The sequence below is a fragment of the Curtobacterium sp. MCLR17_042 genome (genome assembly GCF_003234695.1).
Lineage (GTDB): Bacteria > Actinomycetota > Actinomycetes > Actinomycetales > Microbacteriaceae > Curtobacterium > Curtobacterium flaccumfaciens.
Genome location: NZ_QKTD01000002.1, coordinates 149,791 through 171,017 on the forward strand (window position 1 = coordinate 149,791; position 21,227 = coordinate 171,017).

The window sequence follows — 21,227 nt, forward strand, 5'->3', positions numbered from 1 at the left end:
CGCAGGTCGCGTCCTGCACGCGACCACCAGACGGACGGGAGGCCCGTGGCTGCGCAGCCACGGGCCTCCCGTCCGTCTGTCGGGGGCGTCCAGGGCTGTCGGCACCCGCCGATAAGGTGTTCTGCATGACACGCCTGCGCCTCGCATCCGTCAACGTGAACGGCGTCCGCGCCGCCTTCCGCAAGGGCATGGGCGACTGGCTCGCCACCCGCGACGTCGACGTGCTGGCCCTGCAGGAGGTGCGCGCGTCGAGCGACGACCTGGCGGCGCTGCTCGGCGACGAGTGGGACATCGTGCACGACCCGGCGACCGCGAAGGGCCGGGCCGGCGTCGCCATCGCCTCGCGTCACTCGGCCCAGATCCACCGCGTCGCGCTCGGCCCGGACGACTTCGACTCGGCCGGCCGCTGGCTCGAGGCCGACTACGAGATCGGCGGCACGACCGTCACCGTCGTCTCCACCTACGTGCACTCGGGCGAGGTCGACACCCCGAAGCAGGACGAGAAGTGGAAGTTCCTCGACGCCATGACCGAGCGGCTGCCGGCACTCCGGGCGCACAACCCGCTCGCGGTCGTCGTCGGTGACCTGAACGTCGGGCACGACGAGCGCGACATCAAGAACTGGAAGGGCAACGTCAAGCGAGCCGGCTTCCTGCCGCGCGAGCGTGCCTACTTCTCGCGGTTCTTCGGCGCCGACGGCGAACCGGTCGAGGGTGCCGACGGCTCCACGGGCCCCGGGCTCGGATGGGTCGACGTGGGTCGCGCCCAGGCCGGCGACGTCGACGGCCCGTTCACGTGGTGGTCGTGGCGCGGGCAGGCGTTCGACAACGACACCGGTTGGCGCATCGACTACCAGATGGCGACGCCCGACCTGGCCGCCAAGGTCACGGAGTACACGGTCGACCGCGCCGCGGCGTACGACCAGCGATGGTCCGACCACGCCCCCGTGGTCGTCGACTACGAACTCTGACCCCTCTTCTCTCGCTTCACCTGACGCACCGGAGCACCACCATGACCAAGACCCGCATCTTCTCGGGCATCCAGCCGTCCGCCGGATCGCTGCACCTCGGCAACTACGTCGGGGCGCTCATGCAGTGGAGGACCCTGCTCGACGACTACGACGCCATCTACTGCGTCGTCGACATGCACGCCATCACCTCGCCGCAGGACCCGGCCGAGCTCCGCGCGAACACCCGGGCCACCGCTGCGCAGTACATCGCGTCGGGCATCGACCCGTCCAAGGCGACGCTGTTCGTGCAGTCGCACGTGCCCGCCCACGCCGAGCTCGCCTGGGTGCTGAACACCCTGACCGGCTTCGGCGAGGCGAGCCGGATGACCCAGTTCAAGGACAAGTCGGCACGCCAGGGCGCCGAGGCCGCGTCGGTCGGGCTCTTCACCTACCCGATCCTGATGGCCGCGGACATCCTGCTCTACGACACCAAGGTCGTGCCGGTCGGGGACGACCAGCGCCAGCACGTGGAACTCACGCGCGACCTGGCCGGACGCTTCAACTCGCGGTTCGGTGACACCTTCGTCACGCCCGAGGCACGCATCCTGACCGAGACCGCGCGCATCTACGACCTGCAGGACCCGACCAGCAAGATGAGCAAGTCCGCAGCGTCGGACAACGGCCTCATCCGCCTGCTCGACGACCCGAAGCGCACCGCGAAGAAGATCAAGTCTGCCGTCACTGACGCCGAGCGCGAGATCCGGGCCGACCGCCAGACGAAGCCCGGTGTGACGAACCTGCTGTCGATCCTGTCGGCGTTCACCGGCACCTCGATCGCCGCGCTCGAGGAGTCGTTCGCCGGCAAGGGCTACGGCGACCTGAAGGCCGAGGTCGCCGACGCCGTCGTGGCCGAGCTCGAACCGGTCCGCGCCCGCACGCTCGAACTGCTCGACGACCCGGCGGAGCTCGACCGGCTGCTCGCCGTCGGCGCCGACCGCGCCGAGTCGATCGCGCAGGAGACCCTGGCCCGCGTCTACGACCGCATCGGGTTCGTCCCGCGATCGCGCGGCTGACCGTGCAACCCGTCACGCTCGAGTCCGCACGGGTCCGGCTCGACCTGCCCACCCGCGCCGACACCGCCGCGATCACCGAGGCCTGCCAGGACCCGGAGATCGTCCGGTGGACGACGGTGCCGACGCCGTACCGCGAGCAGGACGCCCGGACCTTCGTCGACGCCCTGGTCGGACCGGGGTGGGCCTCGGACCGCGAGTACACGTGGGCGATCCGACCGGCCGGTTCGACGTGGCTCGCGGGCATCATCAGCTACCGCACCGCCGGTCGTGACCTCGGGTTCTGGCTCGCACCGTCCGCGCGCGGTGCCGGACTCATGCACGACGCCGTCCGGCTCGTGGTCGACTGGGCGTTCGAGCAGGGTGCGCCGGACGTCTACTGGGAGTGCTACGAGGGCAACGCAGCGTCGGCAGCGGTCGCCCGTGCGGCCGGGTTCTCGTTCACGGGCCTCGGCGCAGCCCGGGTGCCGGACCGGGACGGCGGCCCGACCGCGGCGTGGACCGCACTGCGACGCGCCGACGGCACCCCAGCCTCCGAGCTCCCCTGGCCCGTCGCCTGAACGCGTTCACAACCGTGGTGACGTGTCACCCAACCACCGCCGGTAGGCTCGGCCCGTGAGCGACACGGCACGACCCACCGAGGTCCGGGCGATGCGCCGCGGGCTCGAACTCGCGGCCCTCGGGCCCGTCGTCGGCGACCACGCCCGCGTCGGCGCCGTGATCCTCTCCCCCACCGGCGAGGTCCTCGCCGAGGGGTGGCACAAGGGCGCCGGCACCCCGCACGCCGAGGTCGACGCGATGGCCAAGGTCGACCCGGCACTGCTGCGCGGCGCGACGGCGGTCGTCACCCTCGAACCCTGCAACCACGTCGGCCGCACGGGGCCGTGCGCCGTGGCCCTGCTCGACGCCGGGATCGCCCGGGTCGTGTACGCGATCGACGACCCCGGAGCCGACGTGCACGGCGGCGCCGACCGTCTCCGTGCCGCCGGGGTCCAGGTCGTCTCCGGCGTCCTGGCCGACCAGGCCGAGGCGTTCCTCGAACGCTGGCTGCTCTCGGTCCGTCTCGGCCGACCGTGGGTCACCGTCAAGTGGGCGTCCAGCCTGGACGGGCGCGCCGCCGCTGCCGACGGCACGAGCAAGTGGATCACCGGCGCCGCCGCACGGCAGCACGTGCACGAACAGCGCGCAGCCCACGACGCGATCCTCGTCGGCATCGGCACCGTCCTGGCCGACGACCCGAGCCTGACCGCGCGCGGGGACGCCGGCGAACTGCTCGCCGACCAGCCGCTCGCCGTGGTGCTCGGCGACCGCCCGGTGCCGGCCGACGCCGCCGTCCGTCGGCACCCGCGGGGGCTCGTCACCCTGCCCGGACACGACCTGGCCACCTCGCTCGGTGCCCTGCGCGGGCACGGGGTGCACTCGGTGTTCGTCGAGGGTGGCCCCACGGTCGCCTCGGCGCTCATCGCCGCCGGACTCGTCGACGAGTACCTGGTGTACATCGCCCCGGTGCTGCTCGGCGGCCCCCGGGTCGCCCTCGACGACCTGGGGGTGGGAAGCATCTCCGACCGTCGGCGGTTGGACGTACTATCGACCACCAGCCTCGGCCCCGACCTGCTGGTCCGAGCCCGACCGCAGCATCCGCAGCACCAGAACCAGAACCAGCACGACCGCCAGCAGCAGCAGCACGACGCGACACCCGGGCTCGGGAACGACGGGCCCACGAACGACCGGAGCACCCCATGACCGATGCGCTGACCTCCCCCACGCCGGGGAGCCCGGTCAAGTTCGAGGTGTCGACGAACGTGCCGACCACCCACGGCACCTTCCAGATGCGCGCCTACCGCGACCTCGTGACGAGCGCGGAGCACGTCGCGATCATCGGCACCCTGCCGGACGGCTCGATGCCCACCGACGGCGCACTCGTCCGGGTGCACTCCGAGTGCCTGACCGGTGAGGCCTTCGGCTCGCTGAAGTGCGAGTGCGGCCCCCAGCTCGACGCCGCGCTCGACACGATCGCGGCCGAGGGCGGCGTGGTCATCTACTTGCGCGGGCAAGAGGGCCGCGGCATCGGCCTCATCAACAAGCTCAAGGCCTACCGCCTGCAGGAGGACGGTCTCGACACCCTCGACGCCAACCTCGCGCTCGGCCTGCCCGCCGACTCACGAGCCTACGGCGGCGCCGCGGGCATCCTCGCCGACCTCGGCATCACCCGGGTCCGGCTGCTGTCGAACAACCCGGAGAAGCGCCGCCAGCTCGAGGAGCACGGCATCACCGTCGACTCCCTCGTGCCGCTCGTCGTCGGCATCTCGGCGCAGAACGCCGGGTACCTCGACACCAAGCGCGACCGGATGGGCCACCAGCTGCCCGAGCACCTCGAAGCGGGCGCCGGCGCAGGCGCCTGAGCGCGCGCAGGCGCCAGACGCTGCGGCCAGCTGACTCTGGGCTGATTCGCAGGCAGACGACATCTGTCGTATGATCGGGCTTCCGTCACAAGCGGTCCCCCCTCAGCCGAACGCACCCGATCGGTGCCCGCGCCACCCCGCGCGAACCGATCGGTGTCCGCCGTCCGGATCCTCGTGCTCTCCGCCGGGAGCACGCAGCACGGAAGACCTCGCCCTGTCATGACCGCCGCCCCGGCACCCGCAACCCCCACCTCCGCTCCGGCACCCGCCGGCAACCCACGCTCCCGCGTCGTCATCGCGAGCCTCGTCGGCACGTCGATCGAGTTCTACGACTTCTACGTCTACGCGACCGCTGCGGTGCTCGTCTTCCCGACGCTGTTCTTCCCGAACGAGGACCCCACGGCCTCGCAGCTGTCGTCCTTCGTCACCTTCGCCCTGGCGTTCTTCGCCCGGCCGGTCGGGTCGATCATCTTCGGGCACTTCGGTGACCGGATCGGCCGCAAGACCACCCTCGTCGCGTCGCTGCTCGTGATGGGCACCGCCACGTTCTTGATCGGCTGCCTGCCGACGTTCGACACCATCGGCGTCTGGGCCCCGGTCCTGCTCGCCGTGATGCGCTTCGCCCAGGGCGTCGGGCTCGGCGGCGAGTGGTCCGGTGCGGCCCTGCTCGCGACCGAGAACGCACCGAAGGGCAAGCGCGGCGTGTTCGGCTCGATGCCGCAGCTCGGTGCCCCGATCGGCTTCCTGCTCGCCAACGGCCTGTTCATCGCGATCAACGCGGCGATGCCCGCCGGTGCCGACGGCACGCCGAACGCCGACTTCCAGGCGTGGGGCTGGCGCATCCCGTTCCTGCTCTCCGCCGTGCTCGTCATCATCGGTCTGTACGTGCGGTTCAAGCTCGTCGAGTCGCCGGTGTTCCGCGGTGTGCAGGAGTCCGGCACGGTCGCGAAGGTCCCGCTCGGTCGGGTGTTCCGCACCTCGTGGCGGGCCGTCATCGTCGGCACGTTCGGCATGGTCGCCACGTACGTGCTCTTCTACTTCATGACGACGTTCACCCTGTCGTACGGCACGACCGGCTCCGAGGCGAGCGCACTCGTCCCCAAGGTCGGCCTCGGGTACACCCGTGGCGAGTTCCTGACCCTGCTCATGATCGGTGTCGTGTTCTTCGGCATCTTCACCCCGATCGCGGGGTTGCTCGCCGACAAGTTCGGCCGCCGCAAGACCCTCATCCCGACCACGATCGGCATCGCGCTGTTCGGCCTGACGTTCCAGTTCTGGTTCGCGGCGTCGAGCGGCCCGATCACCGTGGTGACGTTCCTCATCGTCGGGCTCTCGCTGATGGGACTGACCTTCGGTCCGATGGGTGCGCTGCTGCCCGAGCTGTTCCCGACGAACGTCCGGTACACCGGCTCGGCCATCGCGTACAACGTCGCGTCGATCCTCGGTGCGTCGCTCGCCCCGACGATCGCGCTGGCGCTCTGGAAGCCGGACGGCGACATCTTCCTGGTCGGCCTGTACCTGACGATCGCCGCGGTCGTGACGCTGGTCGCGCTGCTCTTCGTGCGCGAGACGAAGTCGAAGGACATCGCCGACGCCTGATCGGCGACGCATCCGCGGGACGGGAGGCCCGGTGCCAGCTGGCACCGGGCCTCCCGTCCGTCGTGCGCGCGACCCCACTGCGCGGCGAGACGCCGTCAACGCAGGTTGACGAATGTCGGTGCGTCAATGTAGGTTGACAGGCATGGACCGACCGACCATCACGAGCCTCGCGGCCGGAGCATCAGGGGACGACCCGTTCTCCGCCCTCGCCAACGTGCGGGAACTGCGCCGTGAGCTCGACCGGACCGAAGAGCTCGCCGCGCGACGTGCCCGCACCGCCGGCGCCTCGTGGCAGGAGATCGCGACGCTGCTCGGTGTCAGCCGACAGGCAGTGCACAAGAAGTACGGCAGAAACTAGGAACACGATGAGCTTCCCCTTCGCACGCCCGAAGACCTCCGACGGCCCCCGCGCCACGTTCGGTCGCCTGCTGTCCTACCTGTTCGAGAACAAGCCCGCGATGGTCGTGATCATCGTGCTGAGCGTCCTCGGGGCGGGGGCCTCGCTCGCGCAGCCACTCCTGGTCAACCAGGTCATCACCGCGGTGCAGCAGGGCAACACCCTCAGCACGCTCGTGTGGCTGCTGGTCGGGCTCGTCATCGTCGCAGGGGTGCTGAACGGCGTCCAGCACTTCCTGCTGCAACGCGCGGGTGAGGGCGTCGTGCTCTCCACCCGCCGCAAGCTCATCGCCCGCATCCTCAACCTGCCGATCTCGGAGTTCGACACGCGCCGCACCGGCGACCTGGTGTCCCGCGTCGGCAGCGACACCACGCTCCTGCGTGCCGTCCTGACCCAGGGGCTGATCGAGTCGATCGGCGGCGCGCTCACGTTCATCGGCGCCATCATCGCGATGGCCATCATCGACCCACTGCTGCTCGGCATCGTGATCGTGATCGTCCTGATCGCCATCGTCGTCGTCGGTGGGCTGAGCCGTCGCATCCGGGTCGCCTCGAAGCGGGCGCAGGAGAAGGTCGGCGACCTCACTGCCGCCGTCGAACGCGGGATCGGCGCGGTCCGGACCATCCGCGCGGCCGGCGCCACCGAACGCGAGGTGCGCGAGGTCGACGGCCACGCGACCGAGGCCTACAAGCGGGGCCTCGACATCGCCAAGATGTCCGCGTTCGTCGTCCCCGTCGCGAGCATCGTCATGCAGGTCGCGTTCATCGCCGTCCTGGGCGTCGGCGGGGCACAGGTCGCGGCCGGCACCATCACCATCGCGACGCTCATCACGTTCATCCTGCTGCTCTTCATGATGATCATGCCGCTCGGCCAGGCGATGGGCGCGGCCGTGGCCGTCGCCCAGGCGCTCGGCGCGCTCGGCCGGATCGAGGAGATCCTGCACCTGCCGACCGAGTCCCAGGACGACGAGTCGGTCCGGCCCGCCGCGGCCGTCGCCACCGACGACGCCATCGCGTTCGAGCACGTCTCGTTCCGGTACCGCGCCCAGGCGGGTGCCTCGGGTGCCGACGGCGCGGTCGCGTCCGACCCCGCGGACCGTCCAGGAGGCCCGGATCACGTCGACGACGAGCGCCCGGCCGACGACGTGGTGCTCCACGACGTGTCGTTCCGGGTGCCCCGCGGGTCACGCGTCGCACTCGTGGGTCCGTCCGGTGCCGGCAAGTCGACGACCCTGGCGCTGATCGAGCGGTTCTACGACCCCACCGACGGCGTCATCCGCCTGGGTGGCATCGACGTCCGCGGCATGGACCGCGACGAGCTCCGTGCCCAGATCGGCTACGTCGAGCAGGACGCGCCCGTGCTCGCCGGCACGATCCGCGCCAACCTGCTGCTCGGGTCGCCGAACGCCACCGAGGACGACTGCGTCCGGGTGCTCGAGGCGGTCAACCTCGGCGAGGTCCTGCACCGCGATCCCCGCGGTCTCGACGCGCAGGTCGGTGAGGACGGCGTGATGCTCTCCGGTGGGGAACGGCAGCGCCTGGCCATCGCCCGCGCGCTGCTCGCCGCTCCCCCGATCCTGCTGCTCGACGAGTCGACGTCGTCACTCGACGGGGTCAACGAGCAGAAGATGCGGCTCGCGATCGACGCCGTCGCCGAGGACCGCACCCTGCTCGTGATCGCCCACCGGTTGTCGACGGTGGTCGATTCCGACGTGATCGTCGTGCTCGAGCACGGCCGCGTCGTCGGCAGCGGCACGCACTCCGAGCTCGTGGAGTCGACGCCGCTCTACCGCGACCTGGCGAAGCACCAGCTGCTGGTGTGATTGCCGGTACGGCCGCGAGTACCGCGGCCGTACCGTCGATCCGGGCTCGGGCTCAGGATCTGGCTCAGGCGGCGAAGGGGTCCGGCGTCAGCACGTAGACGGTCTCGAGGTACTCCTCGATGCCCTCGTGCGACCCCTCGCGGCCGAGGCCGGAGGACTTCACACCGCCGAACGGGAACGCCGCGTTCGAGACGACGCCCGTGTTCAGCCCGAGCATCCCCGTCTCCAGGCGCTCGGCGAGCCGCTGACCGCGCCGGAAGTCGGTCGTGAAGGCGTAGGCGATCAGCCCGTACTCGGTGTCGTTCGCGAGCCGGATCCCTTCGTCCTCGGTGCTGAAGCGCGTGACCGAGGCGACCGGTCCGAAGATCTCCGTCGTCATGATCTCCGAGCCGGGCTGCACGTCGTCGATCACCGTCGCCTCGTAGAAGGTGCCCGGGCGGTCGATCCGGTGGCCGCCGGTGACGAGCCGGGCACCGCGATCGAGGGCGTCGTCGACGAGCGAGGCAGCCTTGTCCACGGCGCGGTCGTCGATGAGCGGTCCGAGCGTCGTGCCGTCCTCGGTGCCTCGGCCGACGCGCAGGGCGTCCACCTTCGCGGTGAGGGCCGCGATGAACGCATCGGCGATGCCGTCCTGCACGAAGAACCGGTTCGCGGCGGTGCAGGCCTCGCCCGTGTTGCGGAACTTCGCGAGCATCGCCGCCTCCACCGCCTCGTCGAGATCGGCGTCGTCGAACACGAGCAGCGGCGCGTTGCCGCCGAGCTCCATGCTCGTCTTGAGCACGTTGTCCGCCGCCTGCTTGAGGAGCGCCGAACCGACCGGGGTCGAACCGGTGAACGTCAGCTTCCGCAGGCGCGGGTCGGCGATGATCGGCTCGGACAGTCCCTTGGCGTCACTCGACGGGATCACGTTGAGCACGCCGTCCGGCAGCCCGGCACGACGGAACAGCTCGACCAGGAACAGGGTCGTCAGCGGGGTGAGGTCGGCCGGCTTCGCGACCACCGTGCAGCCGGCGGCCAGGGCCGGGCCGATCTTCCGCGTCGCCATCGCGAGCGGGAAGTTCCACGGGGTGATCGCGTACACGGGGCCGACCGGACGCTTCAGCACGATCGCGCGGCCGGTGCCCTCGGGGTTCGTGCGGTAGTCGCCGGTGATGCGGACGGCTTCCTCCGAGAACCACCGCAGGAACTCGCCGCCGTAGACGACCTCACCGCGGGCCTCGGCCAGGGGCTTGCCCATCTCGAGCGACATCAGGGCCGCGAGGTCGTCGGCGTGCTCGTGCACCAGGTCGAAGGCCCGGCGCAGGATGTCCGAGCGCGTGCGCGGGGCCGTCGCTGCCCACGACTCCTGCGCCGCGGCGGCTGCGTCGAGGGCGGCGAGGCCGTCCTCGGGAGTGGCGTCGGCGACCTCGGCCAGGACGGCACCGGTCGACGGATCGTGCACGGCGAAGGTGGCCCCGCTCGACGAGGCGCGCCAGGTGCCGCCGATGAAGAGTCCGGTGGGGACGCCCTCGACGCGGACATGCTCGTCGGCGACGGTAGTGGTTTCGTTCGTGGTGGTGTCGGTCACAGTCGTGCTCCTCCTGGGTTCGCGAGGCCCTCGTCCATGTCGCTGCGGTCGACGTGTCCGCCGGCCGCCCGGATCTCGTCGAGCGCCCGGGCGCTGCGCTCGACGTCGACGCCGGCCACCAGGTCCTCGTACACGGCGACGTCGAGGCCCGCGGCACGGGCGTCGAGCGCCGAGGCACGGACGCAGTGGTCGGTCGCGATGCCGACGACGTCGATCGTGTGCACGCGGCGCTCGGCGAGCACCTCGGCCAGCGGGACGCCCGCCTCGGTCCGGGCCTGGAACGCCGAGTAGTCCGGCGTCCCCTGCCCCTTGCGGACGTCGACGTCGATCAGTGCGGTGTCGAGATCGGGGTGGTAATCGGCGCCGGGTGTGCCGGCGACGCAGTGCACCGGCCACGTGTCGACGAAGTCGGGTCCGTCGGGTCCGGCGAAGTGTCCGCCGTTGTCGTCGTCGCCGTGGTGCCAGTCGCGGGACGCCACGATCAGGTCGTACTCGTCCCCGTGCCGACCGAGGAACGCGGTGATGCGCTTCGCGAGCGCCGCTCCCCCGGTGACCGCGAGCGCACCGCCCTCGGTGAAGTCGTTCTGGACGTCCACGACGAGCAGTGCTCTTGCCATGGGTCCATCCAACACCCGTCGGCTCAGGAGCCGGTGAGCTTGCTCCCGCACGAGTAGGTCGCGGCGGTCACCGCATCGAGTGCCGGCAGTGCCGCTGCACGCGGCGAACCGATGGCGTAGAAGGCGAAGGTCAGCCGCGACCCGTCGGCGGCGTCGATGTAGCCGCCGAGGGTGTTCGCGCTGTCGATCCAGCCCGTCTTCGCGTGCACCTTGCCGCGGGCGACCGCGTTCGCGCCGGTGAACCGGCTGGCCAGGGTGCCGGACTGGCCGGACACCGGCAGGGCGTTCGCGAGCGTGCCGAGGCCCTTCGCGCCGGAGGCGACCTGCACCATGAGGTGTGCGACGAACTCCGGCGACACGGCGTTCGAGGCACTCTCGCCCGAGCCGTCCTTGATCACGATGCCGGCCGGGTCGAGGCCGTAGGAGCGCAGTGCCGACTGGTACACGGACGACAGCGACGCCGCCGAGCCGTTCGACCCGGACTCCTTCGAGGACACCCGGGCGAGCATCTCGGCCAGGGTGTTGTCCGAGTTCGGGATCATCTGCCCGATGAGCGTGGACACCGGCTGCGACGACACCGTGGCGATCGTCTCGGTGCCCGTGGTCGCCCGCTTGACGATCTGCGCGGACCCGGCGCCGGCGACACCAGCGTTCGCCAGTGCCGTCCGGAAGGCGATGCCGGCGCGTCCGACCGGGTCCTCGGACCGGGGCGAGGTCGCCGCTGCGGGGTTCGCCCGGTCACCGTCGACCATGAGCGCCGTGACCTTCGGCTGGTACCCGATGGTGCGTTCGGACACCGGCCACGTGGGGTCCCAGGCGTCGGCGTCGCTCCAGTACGAGTCGTCGGTGACGATCGTGGTGACCGGGGTGTCGCCGACCCTCGCCTTCACCTGCTGCGCGAGCTGGGCGAGGGTCGGGGCGCCCGGGTACACGGTGCCGCCGCCGGCGGACAGCGTCGCGTCGCCGTGGCCGACCAGGGCGACGGTGTTCGCGGACTCCCGTGCGACGGTCGTCGGGATGCGGTGGTCACCCCCGAGCACGGACAGCGCGGTCGCCGAGGTCAGGGTCTTCATGACGCTGCCGGTCTGCGCGGCCCGCTCGCCGTGCTTGGAGAACAGGACCTTGCCCGTCTTCGCGTCCATCACGTACCCCTCGAAGTCGCCGAGGCCGCTCGCCGACGCAGCCGTCGCGATCGAGCAGGTCCGGAGCGCAGACGGACCCGCGAGGTCGTCCGGCACCGCGCGGGCATCGGCGGTCGGGGTGGGGGACGGCTTCGTGGTCGGGCGCTTCGTGGTGGTCGTCCGGTCCGGAGCCGAGGACGCGGTCCGGGTCGGGCTCGGCGCCGCAGCGGTCCGGGAGTCCGGGGTCGTGGCCGCTGCGACGGCGACGGCCCCACCGGAACCGACCACGAGCAGCGCCGCGAGACCACCGGCGATCCAGGGGACCGGGCGTCGCGCGGCGGAGGCGCGCACCGCGGTGACGGCGGCGCGGAACCGCTCCGGGACGGAACGCGGGGTGGGCTGCTGCTCGGACATCGCGACCGATCCTACGGAACTGCGGCAGGAGCCTCCAGGCCGGATCCGGGATCCGTGGCGGACGGGAGCCGGATCAGGGAGCCGTGACGGGACCGTCGGCCGGGTACCGGACCCCGACCTGGCGTCGTGCCTCGTCCAGCACCGCCATGATCGCGACGGTCTCGTCCGGGTCCATCGGGCCGCCGTCGTGGCGGCCCGACGTGATCATCGTCTCGAAGGCGCGGGCCTCGTGCGCGTACCCGGCGAGCTCCTCGCGGCCGTCGAACTCCTCGACGACGGCTCCGTCGCGATCGCGGATCCGCCAGGTGGTCGGCGTGTACCAGGTGGAGTCGAGGTCGATGCGGCCGGTCTCGCCGATGATCGACGCGGTGTTCGGGCTCCGCAGGTCCATCCCGAAGTGGATCATCGACTGCGCACCGCCCTCGTGCGTCATCACCAGGCCCATCTGCTCGTCGACGCCCTGCTCGCTCAGCGTCCCGGCTGCGACCAGCGCGGTCGGCACCCCGAGCACGTCCACCGCGAAGGACACCGGGTAGATCCCGAGGTCGAGCATCGCTCCCCCGCCGAGTGCCGGGTCGCGCAACCGGTGGCCGGGGTCCGTCGGGAGCGCCTGGTGGTGGGTCGCCTCGACCACCATCGGGCGGCCGATCCGTCCCTCGGCGACGACCTCGCGGATCATCGCCATCTGGGGCAGGAACCGGGTCCACATCGCCTCCATCACCGCGACGCCCGCGTGCCGAGCAGCGTCGACGACCGTACGGGCCTCGTCCGCGGTCATCGTGAAGGCCTTCTCGACCAGGACGTGCTTGCCCGCGCGGATCGCGAGCAGGGCGTCCTCGGCGTGCCGGACGTGCGGGGTCGCGACGTAGACCGCGTCGACGTCGTCGTCCGCCACCAGGTCCGCGTAGGAACCATGGGCCCGCTCGATGCCGAACTCGGCGGCGAAGGCCTCGGCGTGTTCGCGGGTGCGGCTGCCCACGGCCGTGAACACGATGCCGGCCGCGGTGCAGTCACCCACGAAGGACCGTGCGATGCCGCCTGTGCCGATGACTCCCCAGCGAACCGTCATGGGTCCTGTCTACCAGCGCGGGGTGGGGTGTGGCGGCGCGGCAGTGGCGGGGCGTGTCTCGGCTGGTCAGCCGAGGGGCCCGCCTCGGGTCGTCAGCGGCGGTGCTTGCCGAGCGCGGCGTCCGGGGCGGCCATCGGGTGGTTCCGGAACCAGCGCAGGAGCTCACGGGCACGGCTCGTATCGGCGCTCGCATCGCCCTCGGCGAGGAACGAGTCGAAGCCGTCGGGCAGGTCGGCTTCGGCCTCCCGGTGGAACGCCATCTTCCACTCGCCGAAACGCCGGGTGTGGATACGCTCCTCGACGAGCAGGCCGACGTCGGTGTGCCGCGGGTCGTCGATGATGCGCTGGTACGTCTCGAGCACGGCGGACTCGGGGCCCTCGAGCAGCTGCATGAACCGGCCGTCCTTGTAGACGAGCAGACCGGACAGGCCGGACGCGGTGTTGCGGACCCGTGCGTGCTCGAGCAGTGCGTCGAGCCGCTCCTGGTCGAACACCTCGTTCGCTGCGCTCATGTAGACCAGGGACAGCAGCATGACGACCTCTCGGTGACGACGGAACGGGTTCGTGTCCCATCGTTGTCCGAGTGGCCCGGCAAGGGAATCCCCAGAACGGGGATCGTTCCCGCCCGCGCACCCGCGTCGAGGTTCGGGTCATCGACGCGAGCACACGGGTGTCGGGTCGTACGACCGGACTGATTCGGAGCCCCCGTCCGGGGGGTTTGGTCACTCCGTTTCGTAGGTGCGGACCCAGTCGATCTGCACGTGCCCCGGGTCGCCCCAGTTGCCGATCTGGAACATGTAGCGGTGCGGCGTGGTGGGCACGTTGCGCGGCACCGTGAACACGAGCTTGCCGTCGAGGTAGTACCGGATGATCTTCCCCGGCACCCACTCGGTCGTGTAGGTGTGCCAGTCGTTCCAGGACACCCGGGTGTTGTAGTGCTCGGTCCGCTTCTCGAGCCCCTGGAGCATCGAGTGGTGGAAGACGCGCGGTGAGCCGTTGAACTGCCCCTCCGGGTAGTTCAGCTCGCCGTCCGCCCAGGCGTTCGACGTCGGCCAGAGCATGACCGCGATCCCGTTGCCGTCGCCACCGGTCGCCCGCGCACGGATGCTGAAGGTGCCGCCGACGTGTGACCAGGCGCCGGTGGGCGTGCCGAACGTCCCGGCGGCGCCGTGCTCCCCGTCCATCGCGACGTCGAGGTAGCCGTCGTGGGCGCTGATGAGCTTGTCCGAGTAGTACTTGCCGCCCGTACCGTCGGGGTACGGCTGCCACGAGTTCCGGTACGTCTCGGCGAAGGGGCCGCCCGCTGCGGCGGGGGTGTCGAAGTCCTCGGAGAAGGTCGGCTCGCGGTCCGCGAGGTACGCGGGACCGGTCGCGGACGCCGTCGGGGTCGCGGACGGACCGGTGCTCGGCGACGAGGTCGATGCGGACGTGGCACGGGACTCGGGCACGGCTGCCGCGGTGACCGCGAGGGCTCCGGCGGTGGCAGCGACCACGACGATGACCAGGACACGCTTCAGCACGGCGGCACCGCCGGTGGAGCGCTGGGCTGGTGGTCGGTCATCGTGTCCCCCGTTTCGCGGACAAGGGTAGCCCGCGAACGCGCCCGACGTCTGTCCCTCGGGCGAGGGACACGGGTTTCATCCGGAATACGAAAACCCCGGTCAGAGCCACTTCGAGTGGGCCTGACCGGGGTGTTCACGGAGCCGCCTGTCGGAATCGAACCGACGACCTATTCATTACGAGTGAATCGCTCTACCGACTGAGCTAAGGCGGCGCACACTCCATGTCCGGAGTGGCACGAGCAATGACTATACAGGCTCAGACCAGTGAACGCGAAACCAGCACGCCGAGCTCGGAGAAGGACCGTTCGAGCTCGTCGACCAGGTGTGTTCCGGCCTCGGAACCCGACCACTCCCACCACGCGTGGCGCAGGGCGGCGAGGGCGACGATGGCCGCGAGACCCGCGCGGCGGCGGAGTGCCTCGGCGTCGGCGGCGAGCTCCGGGTCGGCGTGCTCGAGCCGGCGCGTGACGGCCGCCTGCAGCTCCGCCTGGAACTCCTTCATGGACGCCATGCGACGGCTGAACAGCTCCGGGTTCGCGCGGAGCACCTGCTGCCGCTCCTCGATGAGCCCGCGCTCCTCGATCAGTTCCCGCGTGGAGTGCACGAGCAGCGTGCCGATGTCCGCGAGCAGGTCACCGCTCGGACCACCGTCGACGAACGCCTGCAACGCCGCGTCGTCGGGCAGCTGCGGGTCGTCCCCGAGGATCGCCTGCTCCTTGCTCGGGAAGTAGTTGAAGAACGTCCGGGGCGAGACGTCGGCCCGCCGGGAGATCTCGTCCACCGTGACCGCGCCGAGGCCGTCCTCGATGGCGATCCGGAGCGCAGCCTGCTGGATGGCGCGCCGGGTGGCGCGGCGCTTCCGTTCGCGCAGGCCGGGTTCAGCGTCGTGCATGCCGTGATTGTCGCACGCCGTGCCTCAGCGGCGGGCGCGGGCGATGGTGACGAGCAGTGCTTCGAGCGCCAGGAGTGCCGCCACGTTCGCCGCGATGCGCTGGCGCGCCAGGGCCACGGCGTCGAGGACCTCGAGCGCGGCAGCGGGCGGTGTCGTCGGCAGCGCGTGTTCGAGCTGGTCCTGCATGGCCAGGTTGACCGGTTCCGCGGGGGCTCCGAGCCCCAGCAGGAGCAGGTCGCGGTACAGGGACGAGACGTCGACCAGGATCCGGTCGAGCCCGTCGCGCAGGCTCCGGGTCGCCCGGCGCTTCTGGTCGTCCTCGAGGGCGCGGAGCTGCGACCGGAGCGCCGGCGGGATCGTCCCGCCGGGTTCGACCCCGAGCGAGCGCAGGGCCGCGTCGCGCTCTTCGGAGTCGCGCTGCTCGGTGATGGACTTCGCGTCTTCGTCGGCGACGGCGAGGAGCTCGGCGGCCGCCATGACGGCGTCACCAACGCTCCGCACACCGAGCACGGTCGTCAGGGTCCGGCGGCGACGGTCACGGGCCGGCTCGCTCGTGGCGAGACGCTGCGCCATGCCGATGTGGCTCTGCGCCTGGCGAGCAGCATCCATCGCGAGGGCACGATCGACGCCGGTCCGGGCGACGAGCAGGTCGGCGACGGACTCGATGCCGGGCACGCGCAGGCGGACAGAGCGGACGCGCGACCGGATCGTCGGCAGCAGGTCGGCCTCACTCGGAGCACAGAGGATCCACACCGTGCGCTCCGGGGGTTCCTCGAGCGCCTTGAGCAGCAGGTTCGAGGTGCGCTCGGTCATGCGGTCGGCGTCTTCGATGATGACGACGCGGTACCGCCCGACCGATGGCGAGTAGTACGACGACGTGACGAGCTGCCGGATCTCGTCGATCGTGATGATCACGCGCTGGGTCGTGAGCACCGAGACGTCGGGGTGGGTCTTCGCGGTGATCTGCCGCAGGGTGTGGTCGTCGTCAGGGCCGTTGCCCACGAGCGCCGCCGCGAAGGCGGTCGCCACGTTCGACCGTCCCGACCCGGGCGGACCGGTGATGAGCCACGAGTGCGTCATGCCGCCGGTGCCGTCGGTGGACTCAGCCGCGTTGCGCAGCGACGCGACCGCTTCTTCCTGCCCGGTCAGGCCGTCCCACACGCTCACGGGACCATCATGTCAGTGACCACCGTCATGCCGGGTCGATCCCGACGAGCGGGGCGACCGCTCGACGGACCGCGTCCTGCACGGTGTCGGTCGGGTTCGAGGCGTCGACCACCAGGAAGCGCGCCGGCTCGGCATCGGCCATCGCCAAGAAGGCCTGACGGACGGACTCGTGGAACGCCGCAGCCTCGGACTCGAGACGGTCGAAGGTGTCGCCCCGCGCCGCGGCCACCCGGGCGCGTCCGACGGTGACGTCGAGGTCGAGCAGGATCGTGAGGTCCGGTGCGAGACCGTCCGCTGCCCACTCCGAGACGGACCGGACCTGCTCGGCGCCGAGCCCGCGCGCGACGCCCTGGTAGGCGACGGACGAGTCGATGTAGCGGTCCTGCAGGACGACCTCGCCGCGTGCGATCGCCGGACGGACGACCGTCTCGACGTGCTGGGCTCGGTCGGCCGCGTACAGCAGCGCCTCGGCCCGGGGCGCGACGTGGCCCCGCTCGTGCAGGACCATCTGCCGGATCTGGACGCCGAGGTCGGTGCCGCCGGGTTCGCGGGTGCGCACCACGGTCCGACCGTGCGCACCGAGCCACGCCGAGAGCAGCTCCGCCTGGGTCGTCTTGCCCGCGCCGTCGCCGCCCTCGAGCGTGATGAAGCGACCGGTCACTTCTTCTTGGCCGCCGTCCGACGAGCCGGCGTCTTCTTCTTGACCGGCCCCTTGGCACGCTTGTCGGCGATGAGCTGGACCGCGCGGGCGTGGTCGACGGCCTCGACGTCCTCGCCCTTCGGGATGGTCGCGTTCGTCTCGCCGTCGGTGACGTACGGGCCGAACCGGCCGTCCTTCATCTTGATCGGCTTGCCGGACACCGGGTCGGCGTCGAACTCCTTGAGCGCGGCGCTCGCGGTGCGGTTGCCGCCGTACTTCGGCTGCGCGAACAGCTCGAGTGCGCCGGGCAGGTCGATGTCGAAGATCGCGTCCTCGCCGGGCAGGGTCCGGGTGTCGGTCCCCTTCTTCAGGTACGGCCCGTACCTGCCGTTCTGTGCCGTGATGTCGTTGCCCGTCTCCGGGTCCTGGCCGACGACGCGGGGCAGGTCGAGGAGCTTCAGCGCGGTCTCGAGGTCGACGGTCTGCGGGTCCATCGACTTGAAGAGCGAAGCGGTGCGTTCCTTCGGCGCCGCCGCTTTCTTCGTCGTCTTCTTCGCAGGCGCCTTCTTGGCGGGGGCCTTCTTCGCCGTCGCCGACGCCGTCTCGCTCGTCGCGGTCGCAGCAGCCGCTTCGGCCACGGGGGCCTCTGCTGCTGCGGGCGCTTCGACGACCTCGCCGGTCTTCGGGTCCACGGTGGGTTCGGGCTCCGGGGTGCGCTCCGTGACGTAGGGGCCGAATCGGCCGTCCTTCGCCAGGACCTCCTTGCCGGTCTCCGGGTTGATCCCGACGACGCGGTCGCCGATCACCGGGGCGTCGACGAGTTCCTTCGCCTTCTCGACGGTCAGTTCGTCGGGAGCGAGGTCCTCGGGCACGTTCACGCGCCGCGGCTTCTCGGGGTCGTCGCTCGGCACCTCGATGTAGGGGCCGTACCGACCGATCCGGAGCGTGAGGCCCGGAGCGAGCTCGACCGAGTTGATCTCGCGGGCGTCGATCTCACCGAGGTTGTCGATGACCGTCCGCAGGCCGCGCTGGTCGTCGTCGCCGCCCCCGAAGTAGAAGCCCTTGAGCCAGTCCACCCGGTCCGCGTCGCCGCGAGCGATGCGGTCGAGGTCTTCTTCCATCTCGGCGGTGAAGTCGTACTCCACGAGCTCGCCGAAGTACTCCTCGAGCAGGCGCACGACGCTGAACGCGATCCAGTTCGGCACCAGCTGCGTGCCGCGGAGCGAGACGTAGCCGCGGTCGATGATCGTCGGGCTGATCGTGGGGTATGTCGACGGACGCCCGATCCCCAGCTCTTCCAGCGTCTTGATGAGGCTCGCCTCGGTGAAGCGCGGCGGCGGGGTGGTGTCGTGCCCCTTCGCCTCGACGTCGGTGACCGCGAGGTGCTCGCCCTGGGCCACGTTCGGCAGGGCGACGTCCTGGCCCGCACGCTCGGACGACTCGTGGCGGTCCTCGTCACGGCCTTCTTCGTAGGCGCTGAGGAAGCCGCGGAACGTGATGACGGTGCCGGATGCGGTGAACTCGGCATCCGTACCGTTCGCGGTCGAGGCGATGCCCTCGACCGACTCGGTGGAGGAGATGCCGAGCACGATCGATGCGGTCGAACCCTTCGCGTCCGCCATCTGGGACGCGATTGTGCGCTTCCAGATGAGGTCGTAGAGGCGCCACTCGACACCGGTGAGGGTGCCCTGCAGGTCCTGCGGGGTGCGGAAGGAGTCGCCGGCGGGACGGATCGCCTCGTGCGCCTCTTGCGCGTTCTTGCTCTTGCTCGCGTACAGGCGGGGCTTGTCGGGCACGGTGGCCGAGCCGTACAGGTCCGCTGCCTGCTTGCGAGCGGCGTCGATGGCCTGCTTCGAGAGCGAGACCGAGTCGGTACGGATGTAGGTGATGTAGCCGTTCTCGTACAGGGTCTGCGCAGCGCGAGCCGTCTGTCGCGGGGACAGACGGAGCTTTCGCGCGGCTTCCTGCTGGAGCGTCGACGTGGTGAACGGCGCGGCCGGGCGTCGCGTGTACGGCTTCGAGTCGACGCTGCGGACGGTGGCGTCACCGGCGCGCTCGAGGACCGTCGTCAGCGACGCGGCAGCGGCCTCGTCGAGCCGGACGACGTCACCGCTGAGCGTGCCGCGGTCGTCGAAGTCACGGCCGGAGGCGACGCGGGTGCCGTGGATCCGGGCGAGTCGCGCCGAGAAGGAGGACTCGCCGGCCTTCTCGAACCGGGCGGAGAGGTCCCAGTAGTTGGCGGACACGAAGGCCAGGCGCTCGCGCTCGCGGTCGACGACGAGACGGGTGGCGGCGGACTGCACGCGGCCGGCGGACAGACCGGGGGCGACCTTGCGCCACAGGACCGGGGAGACCTCGTACCCGTACAGACGGTCGAGGATGCGGCGGGTCTCCTGCGCGTCGACGAGGGCGGTGTCGAGCTCACGGGTGGCTTCCTGTGCGCGCTGGATCGCCTCCTTCGTGATCTCGTGGAAGACCATCCGCTTGACGGGGACCTTCGGCTTCAGGACCTGCAGCAGGTGCCACGCGATCGCTTCACCCTCGCGGTCTTCATCTGTTGCGAGGTAGAGCTCGTCGGCGTCCTTGAGGGCGCGTTTCAGCTCGGAGACGGTCTTCTTCTTGGCGTCGGACACGACGTAGTACGGCTCGAAGCCGTTGTCGACGTCCACCGAGAACTTGCCGAGGGAGCCCTTCTTGAGCTCGGGCGGCAGGTTCTTCGGCTCGACGAGGTCGCGGATGTGTCCGACCGAGGCCTGGACTTCGTATCCGTCACCGAGGTATTGCGCGATCGTCTTCGCCTTCGCAGGGCTCTCGACGATCACGAGCTTCTTCGTGCCTGGCACGTGTCTCCTTGATCGATGGTGCTGATCGGCCCTGGCCACGAGCGTGTCCGGGTCGACCGGGACATCGGTGACCGCGGGCCGACAGGCACACCATACACATAGTGTTCGGGCGGGTCGCCTGCCGGACCGGCCACCGCGAGTGCGCCGACGACGAACGGTCCGGTGCCCACGACCACGCGGACGCGGGCCGTGGTGGCGACGAGTTCGCAGGCGTCGAGGGCGGCCCCGTTCGCCGTGGCGATCCGGGTCGCGACCGCACACGGCTCCCCCGGTACCAGCCCGGTGGCGGCCGCCGCGGTGCCCACGGCGGCCGCGTCGGCGGCACCCTGGGCGCGGAGGGCCTGCGTGCGGTGACCGGCGGCGGCGAGCGCCGTCGACGCGACGAGGACCCCCACCCCGAGGACCGCCACGAGCAGCACGGTCGCCGAGCCTCGTTGGCCGTCGGGGATCGTCACGTCAGCCCCCTCGGGCCGCGGCACACCCCGTCGCGGTCAGCGGGAGCGCCGCGAAGGGACCGGTCCCGCCGCGCGTGGCGTCGACGCAGACCAGGTCACCGTCCGACCGGACGACGACCGAGACCCCCGGAGCGATCCGGTCGGCCGCGGACCGGCCCTGGTGCTCGTCGTCACGCCCGATCGCCCGGGCGGCGGTGGCTGCGGCGAGTTGCAGACGGCCCTGCGCGTCGACGACGAGGACGGCCGCGACGAGGGCGGTCAACACGATCGCCACCACGGGGAGCGCCACCGCGAACTCGACGGTCACGGAGCCGCGCTCACAGCGAGAGCGCGCCACGGACGAGGTCGGTGAGGATGGTCTGGACCTCGCCGGAGCGCATGACCGCGACGAGCACACCGGCGAACGCCACGGCGGCGAGGATGACGACCGCGTACTCGGCGGTGGCCGATCCCCGGTCGTCCCGCAGCCGGGACGACCACCGGGCGACGAGGCGACGCGGGCGACGGTGGTGGCGGATGGCCCGACGGGTGCGGCGGTCGGGGGATGACGTGGTGCTCATGGAGTCCGTCCTTTCTGTTCGGTGGGACAAGCGTGTCCTGGCCGGGGTGTCGACGACGAGGCCTCGGCGCCATCTGTGGAGAG

At 71.1% G+C, this 21,227-nt stretch carries 20 protein-coding genes, 1 tRNA gene and 1 pseudogene; 8 read left to right on the forward strand and 14 right to left on the reverse strand.

Annotated features, from left to right (window positions below; genetic code table 11):
- Nucleotides 1–125: 125 nt before the first annotated feature.
- The 8 genes and pseudogenes from DEJ02_RS02940 to DEJ02_RS02975 all read left to right on the forward strand — a co-directional run bounded on the left by DEJ02_RS02940 (nt 126) and on the right by DEJ02_RS02975 (nt 8,237).
- Nucleotides 126–968, forward strand: a complete 843-nt coding sequence (locus DEJ02_RS02940) for an exodeoxyribonuclease III (RefSeq protein WP_110863349.1) — start codon at nt 126–128, stop codon at nt 966–968.
- A 41-nt stretch (nt 969–1,009) separates the two neighbouring features.
- Nucleotides 1,010–2,020 carry a tryptophan--tRNA ligase gene (trpS, locus tag DEJ02_RS02945; RefSeq protein ID WP_111031947.1) on the forward strand — a complete coding sequence of 337 codons (1,011 nt, stop codon included), beginning with the start codon at nt 1,010–1,012 and terminating at the stop codon, nt 2,018–2,020.
- A gap of 2 nt (nt 2,021–2,022) precedes the next feature.
- The gene (locus tag DEJ02_RS02950; RefSeq protein WP_071406390.1) at nt 2,023–2,577 is read left to right on the forward strand and encodes a GNAT family N-acetyltransferase; all 555 of its coding nucleotides are present in this window, start codon (nt 2,023–2,025) and stop codon (nt 2,575–2,577) included.
- A gap of 91 nt (nt 2,578–2,668) precedes the next feature.
- Nucleotides 2,669–3,760 (forward strand): bifunctional diaminohydroxyphosphoribosylaminopyrimidine deaminase/5-amino-6-(5-phosphoribosylamino)uracil reductase RibD, encoded by a 1,092-nt coding sequence (gene ribD / locus DEJ02_RS02955; RefSeq protein WP_375342360.1) that lies wholly within the window; start codon nt 2,669–2,671, stop codon nt 3,758–3,760.
- Nucleotides 3,761–3,789: 29 nt separating this feature from the next.
- Nucleotides 3,790–4,419: pseudogene (gene ribA / locus DEJ02_RS02960) on the forward strand (GTP cyclohydrolase II); the annotation flags it as partial.
- Between the two features lie 219 nt (nt 4,420–4,638).
- Nucleotides 4,639–6,018: an MFS transporter gene (locus DEJ02_RS02965; protein ID WP_110863353.1), complete on the forward strand. Its 1,380-nt coding sequence runs from the start codon at nt 4,639–4,641 to the stop codon at nt 6,016–6,018.
- A 142-nt stretch (nt 6,019–6,160) separates the two neighbouring features.
- Nucleotides 6,161–6,376, forward strand: a complete 216-nt coding sequence (locus DEJ02_RS02970; protein WP_027466417.1) for a hypothetical protein — start codon at nt 6,161–6,163, stop codon at nt 6,374–6,376.
- Nucleotides 6,377–6,383: 7 nt separating this feature from the next.
- Complete coding sequence (locus DEJ02_RS02975; protein ID WP_111031950.1) at nt 6,384–8,237, forward strand: ABC transporter ATP-binding protein; 1,854 nt, start codon at nt 6,384–6,386, stop codon at nt 8,235–8,237.
- Between the two features lie 64 nt (nt 8,238–8,301).
- On the opposite strand, the gene DEJ02_RS02980 is transcribed toward DEJ02_RS02975, so the two are convergent.
- From DEJ02_RS02980 to DEJ02_RS03045, 14 genes are all read right to left on the reverse strand, one after another.
- Entirely contained in the window at nt 8,302–9,804 is a 1,503-nt protein-coding gene (locus DEJ02_RS02980) for an NAD-dependent succinate-semialdehyde dehydrogenase (protein ID WP_111031951.1), read from the reverse strand.
- Nucleotides 9,801–10,421 (reverse strand): isochorismatase family protein, encoded by a 621-nt coding sequence (locus DEJ02_RS02985; protein ID WP_071404992.1) that lies wholly within the window; start codon nt 10,419–10,421, stop codon nt 9,801–9,803. Before DEJ02_RS02985 ends, DEJ02_RS02980 begins: the two co-directional genes overlap by 4 nt.
- Nucleotides 10,422–10,444: 23 nt before the next feature.
- Complete coding sequence (dacB, locus tag DEJ02_RS02990) at nt 10,445–11,956, reverse strand: D-alanyl-D-alanine carboxypeptidase/D-alanyl-D-alanine-endopeptidase (protein ID WP_111031952.1); 1,512 nt, start codon at nt 11,954–11,956, stop codon at nt 10,445–10,447.
- A 73-nt stretch (nt 11,957–12,029) separates the two neighbouring features.
- On the reverse strand, nt 12,030–13,025 hold the full coding sequence (locus DEJ02_RS02995; protein WP_111031953.1) for a Gfo/Idh/MocA family protein: 996 nt from the start codon (nt 13,023–13,025) through the stop codon (nt 12,030–12,032).
- A 92-nt stretch (nt 13,026–13,117) separates the two neighbouring features.
- Nucleotides 13,118–13,558, reverse strand: coding sequence for a BLUF domain-containing protein (locus DEJ02_RS03000; protein WP_111031954.1), 441 nt, complete (start codon nt 13,556–13,558; stop codon nt 13,118–13,120).
- Between the two features lie 189 nt (nt 13,559–13,747).
- Nucleotides 13,748–14,545 carry a glycoside hydrolase family 16 protein gene (locus DEJ02_RS03005; protein WP_111031955.1) on the reverse strand — a complete coding sequence of 266 codons (798 nt, stop codon included), beginning with the start codon at nt 14,543–14,545 and terminating at the stop codon, nt 13,748–13,750.
- Between the two features lie 181 nt (nt 14,546–14,726).
- Nucleotides 14,727–14,799 (reverse strand) — tRNA-Thr (locus tag DEJ02_RS03010).
- A 44-nt stretch (nt 14,800–14,843) separates the two neighbouring features.
- Nucleotides 14,844–15,479, reverse strand: coding sequence for a TetR/AcrR family transcriptional regulator (locus DEJ02_RS03015; RefSeq protein WP_111031956.1), 636 nt, complete (start codon nt 15,477–15,479; stop codon nt 14,844–14,846).
- 24 nt (nt 15,480–15,503) lie between these two features.
- A complete protein-coding gene (locus DEJ02_RS03020) occupies nt 15,504–16,646 on the reverse strand; it encodes a DNA polymerase III subunit delta' (RefSeq protein WP_071404998.1) in 1,143 nt (380 codons plus the stop codon).
- Between the two features lie 25 nt (nt 16,647–16,671).
- Nucleotides 16,672–17,307 (reverse strand): dTMP kinase, encoded by a 636-nt coding sequence (tmk, locus tag DEJ02_RS03025; RefSeq protein ID WP_111031957.1) that lies wholly within the window; start codon nt 17,305–17,307, stop codon nt 16,672–16,674.
- Nucleotides 17,304–20,129 (reverse strand): type I DNA topoisomerase, encoded by a 2,826-nt coding sequence (gene topA, locus DEJ02_RS03030; protein WP_111031958.1) that lies wholly within the window; start codon nt 20,127–20,129, stop codon nt 17,304–17,306. The genes tmk and topA overlap by 4 nt, the downstream gene beginning before the upstream one ends.
- Nucleotides 20,105–20,584 carry a hypothetical protein gene (locus DEJ02_RS03035; RefSeq protein WP_111031959.1) on the reverse strand — a complete coding sequence of 160 codons (480 nt, stop codon included), beginning with the start codon at nt 20,582–20,584 and terminating at the stop codon, nt 20,105–20,107. The genes topA and DEJ02_RS03035 overlap by 25 nt, the downstream gene beginning before the upstream one ends.
- A 1-nt stretch (nt 20,585) precedes the next feature.
- Entirely contained in the window at nt 20,586–20,891 is a 306-nt protein-coding gene (locus DEJ02_RS03040; RefSeq protein WP_181431568.1) for a TadE family type IV pilus minor pilin, read from the reverse strand.
- 10 nt (nt 20,892–20,901) lie between these two features.
- Entirely contained in the window at nt 20,902–21,144 is a 243-nt protein-coding gene (locus DEJ02_RS03045; protein WP_175330804.1) for a DUF4244 domain-containing protein, read from the reverse strand.
- Nucleotides 21,145–21,227: the final 83 nt, after the last annotated feature.